The sequence below is a fragment of the Acinetobacter sp. ANC 5378 genome (genome assembly GCF_013004315.1).
In the GTDB taxonomy this organism is placed as follows: domain Bacteria; phylum Pseudomonadota; class Gammaproteobacteria; order Pseudomonadales; family Moraxellaceae; genus Acinetobacter.
In genome coordinates this window covers 71,909-85,045 of the sequence record NZ_JABERK010000015.1, presented here as the reverse complement: position 1 = coordinate 85,045, position 13,137 = coordinate 71,909, and the positions used below count along the sequence as shown (strand labels likewise).

Below are 13,137 nucleotides of genomic sequence, written 5' to 3'. Positions count from 1 at the left end.
ACCCGCTACATGAGCGGGTTTTTAAAGCTTAAATTCTTAAAAGAATTAAAGGCTGTAATACATATCAAATTCAACTGGGTGAGTAGTCGTGTTCAGACGACGTACTTCTTCAGTTTTAAGTTCGATATAGGCATCAAGCATTTCTTTAGTGAACACGCCACCTTTTAACAAGTAGTCATGATCAGCAGCAAGTGCTTCAAGAGCCATATCTAAGCTGTGAGCCACTGTAGGGATTTTCGCTTCTTCTTCAGGAGGAAGATCATACAAGTTCTTGTCAGCAGCTTCACCTGGGTGGATCTTGTTTTGAATACCATCAAGACCAGCCATCAACAATGCCGCAAAACCTAAGTACGGATTCATCATTGGATCTGGGAAACGTGCTTCAATACGCTTGCCTTTAGGGCTAGAAACGTAAGGAATACGGATAGAAGCAGAACGGTTACGTGCTGAGTAAGCAAGCATAATCGGCGCTTCATAATGCGGAACCAAACGCTTGTACGAGTTTGTAGAAGGGTTTGTGATTGCATTCAATGAACGAGCATGTTTAATCACACCACCAATGAAGTAAAGCGCCATTTCTGACAAGCCTGCATATTCATCACCAGCAAACAAGTTCTTGCCATCTTTAGAGATCGACATATGAACGTGCATACCAGAACCGTTATCGCCAACCATTGGTTTAGGCATAAAGGTTGCAGTTTTAGCATATTGATGCGCAACGTTCCAAACAGCATATTTGAACTGTTGAACTTCGTCCGCTTTACGAACCATCGTGTTGAAGCTCACACCAATTTCCAACTGGCAAGATGCAACTTCGTGGTGATGTACTTCTACACGACCAGGGCCCATGATGTCTTCGATTTTTGCACACATTTCTGCACGCATGTCATGTGAAGAATCCACAGGAGGAACTGGGAAGTAACCGCCTTTAACACGTGGACGGTGACCAGAGTTACCACCTTCGTAGTCTTTGTTTGTTGACCATGCAGCTTCTTCAGCGATCAATGTATGGCGCGCGCCAGACATATCGATTTCCCATTTCACTTCGTCAAATACGAAGAATTCTGGTTCCGGACCAAAGAATGCAGTATCACCGATACCTGTAGATTTCAAATATTCTTCTGCACGGCGAGCAATTGAACGTGGGTCACGGTCGTAACCTTGACCAGTTGAAGGCTCGATCACGTCACAAGTTACAACAACTGTTGCTTCAGCAAAGAACGGGTCAAGGAAGCATGTTGCAGCATCTGGACGTAAAATCATGTCAGATGCTTCGATGCCTTTCCAACCGCCAATTGAAGAACCATCAAACATTTTACCGTCTTCAAATGTATCTTCGTCAATCGTATCTGCTGGGTAAGTTACGTGTTGCTCTTTACCCTTAGTATCAGTAAAGCGAAAATCGACCCATTTTGCGCCACTTTCTTGGATGAGTTGAAGGACCTTGTTCGCCATGCTCATTGTGCTCCGATGATTTTTTGTTGCACCTGTTAAGTGCGTGTTAGTAGTTGGCAGTTATAAAGCAAATCCCGTACCAACTTTAAAAAACAAAGATAAAATATTGAATTCTTTATCAGAATAGAAGATTTAGATACTTTAGTTTGACGCTATTATACTGTGTGCAAATGTAAATGCACCATATTCAAACACTCTTAATTACTTTTGCTTAAAAAGCCACTTTCAGTGTATCAAAATGGTGCGAGTTTATTTTTAAAAGTTGTAAATGAGCCTTGTTTTCATCTATTGGGTTCACTTTCCTTTTCATCAGATTAAAATATATACTTAAAAATCAACTTACATCCATGTCGATGATTTAATTACTTAATATTTCAACTATTTAATTTTACCCCATTGTATAAATTTAAATTTAGAATGAGATTATCTTATTATTTTTTCAAGATTTTATATTCAAGACAGTTTGACTCGTAGATTTTTTCAGCATTTTAATAAAGAAAGACTGTGCGCCATTTTGGGGATTAAGGTTGGATCACATTTCCTTCTATGCATGCTCCTTTATTAAGTTCAGCTTCAACTAATCAAATTTTCACACCCATAAAACTTACTTATAGTTAGCCTATTACTTAAATTCAATTTCATCACCTCATTCATTGCTTTTAAATCGAAATAAAGCCTCCATATTCTTTAAAGATGGTTTCAATGGTTGAAATAAACAGCGATGAATTTCATTCAAGACAAAATGTAAATAAATCAGCTTATTCTTATCCTGTGATTCCTCTAAAATCATTATCATAGAAATAGTTCAGCCGAAAATGCTTATTTTTTGCTATGATTATTCGCACTCCATTTTTTATCCGTTTCAATAAACTTTATTGATATAAGGTTGTGCATTGAAACTGGAAACAATGTGAGTATTCCTGGACTATTCGAGCACATATAAGTGCGTAAATTTCAATAGGTTAGCTCATGCTTTTAATGATCGACAACTATGACTCCTTTACCTATAACATCGTTCAATATTTTGGCGAGTTAAATCAAGACGTAAAAGTAGTCCGTAATGATGCCGTGACATTGGAAGATATCGAGCGATGGCAACCCAAGTATCTGGTGATTGGTCCTGGCCCGTGTTCGCCAAGTGAAGCCGGAATTTCAATTCCAGCGATTCAGCACTTTGCCGGCAAAATTCCATTGCTTGGCGTGTGTTTAGGACATCAAGCCATTGGACAAGCTTTTGGTGGCGATATTATTCGCGCAAAAAATGTCATGCACGGTCGTTTGTCCGACATGTACCACAGCAACAAAGGCATTTTCAGCAACCTGCCTTCTCCGTTTTCGGCAACGCGCTATCATTCACTGGTGATTGATCAGGCGACTGTGCCGGATTGTTTGGAAGTGACCTGTTGGACCAATGAAGCCGATGGCAGTATGGAAGAAATCATGGGTGTCAAACATAAGACATTAGCCGTCGAAGGCGTGCAGTTCCACCCTGAATCTATTTTGAGCCAGCATGGTCATCAAATCTTCCAAAACTTTCTCGAAATTTATGCATAAAGAGCGTAACGAAAATAATGAACATTCAACAAGCTTTAAATAATATTACCAAACAGATTCACCTGACCCAGCCTCAAATGGAAGCTGTGATGCGCAGCATCATGTCGGGTGAGGCAACCGATGCACAAATTGGTGCGCTGATGATGGGCTTACGCTTAAAAGGCGAAAGCATTGACGAAATTACCGCAGCTGCTCGCGTGATGCGTGAATTTGCGATTAAAATTGATGTTAGCGATATTCAATATTTAGTTGATATCGTCGGTACTGGCGGTGACGGTCAAAACCTGTTTAATGTGTCTACTGCCTCTGCCTTTGTGATTGCAGCTGCGGGTGCAACCATTGCCAAACACGGTAACCGTGGTGTTTCAACCAAATCAGGTTCATCGGACTTGCTTGAGCAAGCAGGCATTAATCTTGATTTAAACATGCAACAAACTGAACGCTGTATTCGTGAAATGGGCGTCGGTTTCTTGTTTGCTCCGAATCATCACAAAGCCATGAAATATGCAGCGGGTCCACGTAAAGAATTGGGCTTCCGCAGTATTTTCAACCTGCTTGGTCCACTCACCAACCCTGCTGGCGTAAAGCGTTTTGTGATTGGTGTATTCAGCAATGAATTGTGTCGCCCGATTGCCGAAGTCATGAAACAACTCGGTGCTGAGCATGTCATGGTAGTTCATTCCAAAGATGGTTTGGATGAAATCAGTCTGGCTTCTTCAACCTATGTCGCTGAGCTCAAAGATGGTGAAATCACCGAATGGATGATTAACCCTGAAGATGTCGACATTGAATCACAGACTTTAACCGGTTTAATTGTTGAAGATTCAGCTGAAAGTTTGGCTTTAATTAAAGATGCTTTAGGCAAGAAAAAATCGGCAAAAGGTGAAAAAGCGGCCAACATGATTGCACTCAATGCAGGTGCAGGCATTTATGTCTCCGGCTTAACCACAAGCTATAAACAAGGTGTGGCACTGGCACATGACATTATTTATGGCGGACAAGCTTTAGAAAAAATGAGTGTTTTGTCTGAATTCACCAAAACACTCAAAGAATACGAAGCTTAAGGCTAGATAGGAAATATTGTCATGCTAGATATCGCAAATACCATTTTAGGTAAAATTGTTGACCGTAAACAGGTCGAATTTGCTGTACGTTTAAAACAACATAGTTATAAAGATGTTGAAGAACTGGCGCAGGCAGCAACACCGGTGCGTGGTTTCGCGCAAAGCCTGTTAAGCAAACGTCCAGGTGTAATTGCTGAAATTAAAAAAGCCTCTCCGTCTAAAGGCGTGATTCGGGAAAACTTTAATCCTGCTGAAATTGCCCAGCAATATGAGCAAGCGGGCGCAGCCTGTTTATCAGTATTAACTGATGTGGATTTTTTCCAAGGTGCAGATGAAAATATTTCGATTGCTCGTCAGCACTGTGCCCTTCCAGCACTACGTAAGGATTTCCTGATTGATCCTTATGGTGTCATTGAAGCACGTGCCTTGCATGCAGACTGTATTCTTCTGATTGTGGCCTGTCTGTCTGACCAGCAACTGGAAGAAATGTCGAAAACCGCCTTTGAACACAATCTAGATGTTCTGGTTGAAGTGCATGATGAAGCTGAGCTTGAACGTGCACTGAGACTTTCAGAGCGTTGTCTCTTAGGCGTGAATAACCGTAATTTAAAAACCTTTGATGTCGATTTAAATACATCACTTCGTTTGAAAAAACTACTTGAGCCTTCACGTTTACTGGTGACTGAAAGTGGTATTGCTACCCCGAATGATGTCCACATGATGCAACAGCATGACATTCATGCCTTCCTTGTGGGTGAAAGTTTTATGAAACAGCCTCGTCCAGATCATGCATTCACCGCATTATTTGGTCAGCCTGAAACTGTTTGATGAATAATTAAGATTATGAGTAAACATGATTCTTCGCTTTCGAAAGATCAGTACAACTTGCTGAAATCTTTTAAAAAGCAAATGACCAATCCGCATTCAACTGCCATTGCCAAACAACCTGAGCCTAAAGCTCAGGCCCAGCAAGAACAGGAAGATGATTTCGATTTGTTCCAAAAGTCGATGCAAGGTGTCAAAAAAATGGACACCAGTAATATTGCAAAGATTGAAAAAGACAAAAAGAAAAAAATGGATGCACAAACTTTAGCGAAACGTGCTTCAGCCACTGGCCCAATGCAAATAGACAATGCAGAGCTTTCTGACACCCAAGCCATGCTGAATCCGGTAGCCAGTCAAGCTACATTAAGCTATCGCATTGCCACTTTACAGCACAAAGTTTTTGAAGATTTAAAAGCCGGTAACCTGCGCTGGTTTGAAGCAGTTGACCTGCATGGCTGTACGGTTGAAGATGCGCGAGCTGCGGTGTTACAGATTATTCAAATGGCCAAAGATGAAAATCAGAATGTCATTAAAATTGTGCACGGCAAAGGTCCGGAAGCCATTTTAAAAACTTATGTCAATGGCTGGCTTCGTCAGCACCGTGATGTTTTGGCGTTTGTCAGTGCACCTGAAAAACAAGGGGGCACGGGTGCAGTTTTAGTCTTGCTAAAACGAAGCGAAAAAAACCCTAAATTTAAACAGTAATCGGAATTTTTCCCCAAAACACGGCATTGTAGCGGTTTTCTGCTACAATGCCGTCCTTGTTCGATATCAGTGTAAGTGAACACGTCTTATGTCTATGCAGCAATCCTACGCCAACATTTTAACTGCCGTTGGTGAAGATCTTAATCGTCCTGGTCTTAAAGATACGCCAATGCGTGCTGCTAAAGCTTTTTCGTATTTAACGTCTGGATATAGCAAAACTTTAGAAGAAGTGACCAATAATGCGGTCTTCCCTTCTGACAACCGTGAAATGGTTTTAGTCAAGAATATTGAATTCTATTCTTTATGCGAACACCATTTATTGCCTTTCTACGGTCGTGTGCATATTGCTTATTTACCTGAAGGCAATGTTTTAGGTTTATCTAAATTTGCCCGCATTACTGAAATGTTTGCGCGTCGTTTACAGATTCAGGAAAACCTGACTCAACAGATTGCTGAAGCTGTGGCTGAAGTGACTAAAGCACGCGGTGTTGCGGTGATGATTGATTCTGCACATATGTGTATGATGATGCGCGGTGTGGGGAAACAGGAATCCACCACCCGTACGGTTTCTTTTGTCGGTGATTTCAAAACCAATAAAGATGAACGTCGTGAATTCTTGACAGCTTTACCTGAAAGTCTTTAAGATCTTTCAGCTTTTAAAAAGCCCCGATTGTTCGGGGCTTTTTTATATAGGCTTTAACTTTTTGCATTTATGCAACTTTTAACTTTAAGGATCAATCATGTCATCTATTTGGTTAGCAGGTCACGGTTTAACTCAGAGTGAAGTAACGATTGATTATCCCCGTCCCGATCGTCTGGTTGCAGGCAATCCTAAACGTATGACCCAAAGTTTATATGAGCATCCCAATATGAACTGTGGTATCTGGACCTGTGAAGTGGGTGCATGGAATATTCAATTTGCGGCCAACAAACAGGAATTCTTTCAAGTGATTGAAGGTCTGGTACGCTTGCATGATGCCAACACGCAGAATTTTGTCGAAATTAAAGCGGGTGAAGCTGGCATTATCCCGCCCGGCTTTACTGGAAAATTTGAAGTGGTTGAAGCCGTTAGAAAATATTTTGTCGTAGTGGAAGCCTAAAACCTGTGGATACAGGTTTTTCCTTTTATGTTTTTATAAAAATTTTAAAATAGTAGCGAACTTATAGGTTCAGTATATGTCATTACTGGAACCCTTCTCTCCTCGCTCGCTATCTATCGTAGATTAATTGCGAAAAAATTGATCAGTTTTTCTTAGACTATTTACAATAGAATGATTTTGTCTGTGCTGATATGGCATGCATTTTTTTACAAATGGGATGAAGCCAAAGCCCATCCCGAATACGTAGTGCAAAAACAAAAAATCCAAGACTGGATGAAGCAGTCCAATATTTAATGTTTTTGTTAGAGTTGTACAGACTCTGGGGTGTTAGCAACAGCAACCTGCAACTCGTTTTGAGCCAGATAGACACGATTTCGACCGCTATTTTTGGCTGCATACAGTGCTGTATCTGCCGTATCCAGGAATTTTTGATAATCTGGATGACCATCGTAAAGTGCACATCCGATACTGACTGTAAAATTAAAACTACTTCCCATGGTGGTGCGAATAGTGGTTTCCTGAATGCACCTACGAATATTTTCTGCAATTTCTTGCGCTCTGCCTAAATCACTATCCACCAACAGCAATAAAAACTCTTCCCCACCCACACGGAAGGCATAATCACTGCCCTGAACTGATTCCAGCAACACTTCACCAATAAACTGTAAAGCCAAGTCACCAGCTGCATGTCCAAATTTATCATTAATTCTTTTAAAGAAGTCTGCATCAATCGCGAGCAATGACAATGGAGTATTGTTTTTACGGGAAAAATTAATTTCACGCGAAACAATGGTATTTAAATAACGGCGATTGAGCAGTTGAGTGAGGGAATCGCTGCCCGAGTCGATATAGTCAGCCACCTGAAAAAGCTGATCGACCAGATGCTGAATCTCTCTATTATTTTCACGAATATCCTGAATCAACTGAATGGCTTTATCTTTTTCGATCGCATTTAAAACCTGCTGACTCAGCAGATCAATCTGGTAAATACGATCAATAATGACCGAAACCTGCTCAGAACCAGTAAATGCATAAGCGGCTTTATGGATAAACCATAAGCCAAATTCAGATTTTGACAGCAACGGATGAGTAAATTTAAGCTCATCTGAGAACACCTTAAACATCAGCTCATTTTCCCAGTTTAATAATGAGCTGCGTTGCTTGTCTTTTTGTGAAGCTACATCTTGCATGGCAGAAAATAAACGATAGGTATGTTTTATATCATTATTCTTTTCCAGGTTGAATTCATAAGACCGACACATGATTTCAGTTGAAAAGCCCATGATTTGGACAATGTAACTGCAAACAGTGAACATATCCTGTTGTGGATTTTGAGCCACCAGTTCAAATACTTTGCGTTCAATCTCACATATGCCGCGCATGATTAACCACGATGGAATGCCCACACGTGCATGCACGTGACCCACCTTGTGCTGTTTTTGCACAGCTTCGCTATAGCGTTTATTGATGCCGACACTAAAGCTCTCAAGCAGCCAAGCATTCAGTGTGTTGAGCAAGCGTTGTTGAATCAAATCATCTGAAAAAAATTCCGCAGACTCTTTCTCGACCAGCATTTTTTTATAAAATTCTTCAACCAAAATCAGCGAGTGATCTTGTATAAATTGAAAGGCATGCAGTAAATCATCGGATGAATAATTTTGACATATATGTTCCCATTGCTCAGCCAGCATGGCCATACATTCATTATTCATACAATTGATTCCAAGCGCTTTTTAAAAGGGAGATAATTACCTTATTAATATAACAAATAATGATAAAAATTACTTTGTGAACGCATAATTTTTTTATATAAATAATGAGGAAAAACCTGCATTTATTAGAAATTTTACTCTAAAAAAATCGCACATATCCCGCACTGGTTTTCATCCAGTCTTTGCTGTCTTGTTGTTGATATTGCCAATTGAAACGAATAGCATTCTGAGGATTCAATACATATTGCAGTTGAGTATTTAACCGCAATTGCCATTGCTGAGAGTCTTGCCAATACGGCAACTCTACTTGAATTAAAGAATTAATTTTATCTGACCAAATGTTCTGACAGCCTAAGGTAGGTCCCATTCCGAAACGCCAGCCATGATCCAATGCCTTGCCGGCTTGAATATGATTTTGAATTTGCGCATAACATAAATGTTCACGCGCTTGATCGGCATAGCTATAGCCCATTTGCACTTTTAAATTGGCTACGCCATGTTGCTTATATTCACTAAATTGCCCACCCTGCTCTAATGCTTCTTGCTGCCATCCCAAATTAAAACCCCAACTCAGTGGTGTTTTAAACGGCGTAATCGGGTTATAGGAATTCACCGAAAGAAAGTCGAAATGATTCAGCTTTAACTCATCTTCACGATATTGAATTGAACCCTCCCAAAACAATAACTGGGTACCCGTTCGGAAGCCCCCTTGCGGATCAATCAGGTCGTGATAAGCCTGACGGTGTCCCAACTCGATAAATTTCTCACCCTGCACTTCGCCCATATTGACCGAAAAATAACGCGCATCATGCGCTTGCGTTGGGTCAACTTTCGGTCGTACAGGTTCTTGGCGCTGTTTTTCCAAATCAATTTGACTGCGCAAACTCAATAATTGACGTAAGCGTGGCTGTGCAAAACTCGGTTCAACTTTATGTCCAATAAACTGAAGATATAAGTCGTCATAGGCCATTTCTAAAATTTTGGCGCGATCTCGTCCCTGATACTGTTCTAAAATCGTCGGCATGTCTTTTATTTCAACAAAAGCGAGCTGATGTGCCACCTTGGCTAAAGTTTTACCATGCTGTCTTACTTGTGATAATAACTGGGTTTCCAAGGCAGGACGATAGACTGTATCTTTGACCAAGCCTTGCTGCTCAATGGCTTTAATTGTTTCAACAGGAATTGATGCCACTTTAAATTGTTGTTTTAAATTAAGCGTTGGACGAACCAGATCAATCAAACCCAATAAACGATAAGCACAGTTATCACTGACGAAATAATAGGGAAAAGTCACATGTTTCATTTCCCAAATATGTTCGACTAAAAATCGGGTTTCGTCGGGACTTAAGTTGAGTTCATATTCCCACAAATCACGGCTCTCCAAGTCACCATATTCTTTCACCTTACGGTAATACGGCATTAAGGAATATTCACCGGGGTATTGCCCTGTTAAGCCATTCCAGGCAAAAGACCAACCTTCACCACTCGTCACTGTTGCTGCATAATTAACCGCATACGAAACTAAATTGAGTTGCTTTTGATCTTTCGGATCTAAGCGCAATAAGGTATGCCCAAACATCGAACTTGGATTACCCATAAAGTCGGTCGCGTAAATCAGCGTCGCTTTATAGGGTTTAATTTGTCCAATCCAATCATCCAGTTCTGGACAAGTCACTGTAGGTAATTGCTGTTCTTGAATATGCAATTGCTGCATCAACCAATGACTACGTGCAGGAAAGCGACAACGAACCGACTGATTCGGTTCTGCAGATTGGAATAGCGCTTGGATATTGGCGTGTAACTCTTGCTTTAAATCTTTCTTCCCATCATTTGATAAGAAATAGCCTGAATAATTGACTTCACTTTGAGCTTTTTCATTGGCATACATTAACCTTTGCCAAGTGATGTCTTGGTCCAGTTTTTGCTGTTCCGCATCTTCTATATAAGGTTGAGCAGTTTGGGAACTAGTTGCTGAATAGGCAACAGGTGAGGACATTAAAACAAAAACTAACGCAATCGGTTTCATTCAAATCTTTTATTTATCATTTATTCAATCAGAAAAACCCTGTCAAAATGACAGGGTTTTGTGCTCAACCATTATACGTATGCTTTAAGCACTTCATCTTTAGCCATAACTGCTTGTAAAGATGCAAGAACTTGTAAAGAGTCTTGATTTTCTGCTGAATAAATTTCAGAGAAGTTTTGTTTAGATACCGCAAAGAAACGGGCTTTATCTTGAGATTTAATGTTTAGAAGTTCAGCAAGGACATTTAAGCTTTCACCCTGACCTACCGCCATGTCACGCGCTAAGGATTCAGCATTTTCATTGGTAAACGTCACCGCCTGTGCAGTCACTGTACCTGTACCACTACAACCTAGCGTACCAAAAGTAATACCGAATAACTGGTTCGCAAAAAGACCATTGGTGGTTGCAGCAAGAATTTTAGGCACCTTACCCGATTGACCTGCCCAGACTTGAGAACCGATACCACAACCGGCATCTCTATCCGCAAATGCTGCTGTAGAACCGAGTGCTACAACTGCAGCTAAAGCTAATTTTTTCAACATGGTTATTCTCCAGAATTTATTATCCGAGTGTTTGTAATTATTCCCAATTGTGTAAGTTTTATTACACCTCTGTAAGATAACGGCATCTTTCTGATAACGCAAAACAATTTACACTAAAGATATCGACCACCAACCAAGCAATTGAAATTATTTATTTTTTAGCTTCCAAATACCTTGTTCACTACGATTTCCCAGTATATTCAACACCAAAACCAGGCTCAAAAGCAGTAATAAATACCAAGAACCCAACTTGCCCCACCCCACCATATGCCAGGCATTAACCTGACTCGGATAGAGCCAAATTTTATAAAAAGTACTGATATTTTCCGCAATCCAAATGATGAACGCTAGAATCATGAGTACGGGTAACATGGGGAGTTGTATCTGATGTTGCTGTAGCTGAAAGCGAATTTTGGTTTTCCAGAAAATAATGACGCTCCATGCAAAGAGCAAATAGCGAATATCTGGAACAAAAAATTTGCTCATAAAATTAATATAAGAAAGTACTGCCAAAGCCATCATGTTAAGAAAATTGGGGAGCTTCTCAAACGACACCTGATACAGCCTTAATGAGCGAGCAAAAAAACTGCCTACTGCTGAATACATAAATCCAGCGAATAATGGCACGGTCAAAATTTTGAAGATTGCAGGCTGTGGATACTGCCATGAAGCGATTTGCGGATGAGTCAGAAAAATTTCCATGACTATCGCCATAATATGAAACAAGGCAATGACTTTAGCTTCTGGCCATGATTCCAGTTTTAAATACAGCAAGCAAACTTGAATAATTAAGGCATAAAACAATAAGTAGTCATAACGAAAAAAACCGTAAAACTCCTGGCTTCCCATGGATGCGGTAAATACAAAAGCAATCAGGAGTAAAATTCCAAATAAGGCAGCCGAAGCTGCCTTAAATGAGAACTCAAAACATGATTTAAAAAGACTGATCAAGGTTGAATCCTAAAAAATGAGTTTACTCACACGCACTTAAAGATATTTGGCGCTATATTCATGCACGGTATCAATAAATACTTTAGGATTCGCAGGATCGACCCATTGGGTAATACCATGACCCAAGTTGGCGATATAACCGGTTTTTTCACCACCCGCATAAGCATCGTCAAGCATGGCTTTGGTTGCTTTTTCAATAGATGCTGGTGTGCCATATAAAGTGGCTGGATCCAAATTACCTTGCAACGCGGCACGACCATTGACTGTTTGACGTGCCACATTCAATGGTGTGGTCCAATCCAGACCTAAGGCATCTGCACCCGTTGCCAGCATCGGTTCGATCCACTGACCGCCACCTTTGGTAAATAAAATCACCGGCACTTGACGACCTTCATTTTCACGTTTTAAACCTGCAACAATTTTCTGCATGTAGTTCAATGAAAATTCGATATATTCACGGTGTCCAAGTGCTCCACCCCAACTGTCAAAAATCTGTATCGCTTGTGCACCGGCATCAATTTGCGCATTTAAATAATCAATCACGGCGATAGCCAATCGATCAAGCAAGGCATGTAATACTTCGGGTTGGGCATACATCATATTTTTGGTGTAACGGAAATCCTTACTTGATCCGCCTTCAACCATATAGGTTGCAAGCGTCCAGGGACTGCCCGAAAAACCAATCAAGGGAACTTGCCCACCCAAGGCTGAACGAATGGTGGTTACAGCATTCATCACATAATCTAAATCAGATTTGGCATTGAAGTTGGGTAAATTCGCTACATCTTGTTCAGTACGAATGGTTTTATGGAACTTCGGACCTTCACCCGCTTCAAAATACAGACCTAGCCCCAAAGCATCCGGCACAGTTAAAATATCTGAAAACAGAATAGCTGCATCCAGGTCATAACGACGCAAAGGTTGCAAAGTGACTTCACATGCAAAATCATTATTTTTGCACAAGGAAAGGAAATCACCCGCTTTGGCACGTGTTTCGCGATATTCAGGCAAATAACGCCCGGCTTGACGCATCATCCAAACTGGTGTGGTATCTACTGGCTCACGCAATAAGGCACGTAGAAAACGATCGTTTTTTAGAGTCGTCATTTACTTTCCCATCTCATTTTTTAATCTTCGAACCATCATAACAAAAAGCCCGAAAATTTAGTAACTTCTCTCGCATCTAAAAAGCAATCACGGGAA

The 13,137-nt window shown here is 40.6% G+C and carries 12 protein-coding genes; 6 read left to right on the top strand and 6 right to left on the bottom strand.

Going from position 1 to position 13,137, the window contains the following annotated elements; all coding sequences use genetic code 11:
* Positions 1-45: 45 nt before the first annotated feature.
* The gene (gene glnA, locus HLH16_RS05865; RefSeq protein WP_171458762.1) at positions 46-1,461 is read right to left on the bottom strand and encodes a type I glutamate--ammonia ligase; all 1,416 of its coding nucleotides are present in this window, start codon (positions 1,459-1,461) and stop codon (positions 46-48) included.
* Positions 1,462-2,424: 963 nt separating this feature from the next.
* Between glnA and HLH16_RS05860 the strand changes: the two genes are divergently transcribed.
* The 6 genes from HLH16_RS05860 (at position 2,425) to HLH16_RS05835 (ending at position 6,703) form a co-directional block, all read left to right on the top strand.
* Positions 2,425-3,009: an anthranilate synthase component II gene (locus HLH16_RS05860; RefSeq protein ID WP_131286538.1), complete on the top strand. Its 585-nt coding sequence runs from the start codon at positions 2,425-2,427 to the stop codon at positions 3,007-3,009.
* Between the two features lie 17 nt (positions 3,010-3,026).
* Positions 3,027-4,073 carry an anthranilate phosphoribosyltransferase gene (trpD, locus tag HLH16_RS05855; RefSeq protein WP_171528623.1) on the top strand — a complete coding sequence of 349 codons (1,047 nt, stop codon included), beginning with the start codon at positions 3,027-3,029 and terminating at the stop codon, positions 4,071-4,073.
* 21 nt (positions 4,074-4,094) lie between these two features.
* On the top strand, positions 4,095-4,901 hold the full coding sequence (gene trpC / locus HLH16_RS05850; RefSeq protein ID WP_131286542.1) for an indole-3-glycerol phosphate synthase TrpC: 807 nt from the start codon (positions 4,095-4,097) through the stop codon (positions 4,899-4,901).
* A 15-nt stretch (positions 4,902-4,916) separates the two neighbouring features.
* Positions 4,917-5,603: a Smr/MutS family protein gene (locus HLH16_RS05845; RefSeq protein WP_171528622.1), complete on the top strand. Its 687-nt coding sequence runs from the start codon at positions 4,917-4,919 to the stop codon at positions 5,601-5,603.
* Between the two features lie 94 nt (positions 5,604-5,697).
* A complete protein-coding gene (folE, locus tag HLH16_RS05840; protein WP_171458766.1) occupies positions 5,698-6,246 on the top strand; it encodes a GTP cyclohydrolase I FolE in 549 nt (182 codons plus the stop codon).
* Positions 6,247-6,343: 97 nt separating this feature from the next.
* Positions 6,344-6,703 carry a cupin domain-containing protein gene (locus HLH16_RS05835; RefSeq protein ID WP_131286548.1) on the top strand — a complete coding sequence of 120 codons (360 nt, stop codon included), beginning with the start codon at positions 6,344-6,346 and terminating at the stop codon, positions 6,701-6,703.
* 302 nt (positions 6,704-7,005) lie between these two features.
* On the opposite strand, the gene HLH16_RS05830 is transcribed toward HLH16_RS05835, so the two are convergent.
* From HLH16_RS05830 to hemE, 5 genes are all read right to left on the bottom strand, one after another.
* On the bottom strand, positions 7,006-8,415 hold the full coding sequence (locus HLH16_RS05830; protein WP_131286550.1) for a diguanylate cyclase: 1,410 nt from the start codon (positions 8,413-8,415) through the stop codon (positions 7,006-7,008).
* 139 nt (positions 8,416-8,554) lie between these two features.
* The gene (locus HLH16_RS05825; RefSeq protein WP_131286552.1) at positions 8,555-10,441 is read right to left on the bottom strand and encodes an Lnb N-terminal periplasmic domain-containing protein; all 1,887 of its coding nucleotides are present in this window, start codon (positions 10,439-10,441) and stop codon (positions 8,555-8,557) included.
* 71 nt (positions 10,442-10,512) lie between these two features.
* Positions 10,513-10,983: a DUF3015 family protein gene (locus HLH16_RS05820; RefSeq protein ID WP_131286554.1), complete on the bottom strand. Its 471-nt coding sequence runs from the start codon at positions 10,981-10,983 to the stop codon at positions 10,513-10,515.
* Between the two features lie 147 nt (positions 10,984-11,130).
* The gene (locus HLH16_RS05815) at positions 11,131-11,931 is read right to left on the bottom strand and encodes a DUF817 family protein (protein ID WP_171458767.1); all 801 of its coding nucleotides are present in this window, start codon (positions 11,929-11,931) and stop codon (positions 11,131-11,133) included.
* Positions 11,932-11,970: 39 nt separating this feature from the next.
* Positions 11,971-13,041: a uroporphyrinogen decarboxylase gene (gene hemE / locus HLH16_RS05810; protein WP_131286558.1), complete on the bottom strand. Its 1,071-nt coding sequence runs from the start codon at positions 13,039-13,041 to the stop codon at positions 11,971-11,973.
* Between the last annotated feature and the right edge of the window lie 96 nt (positions 13,042-13,137).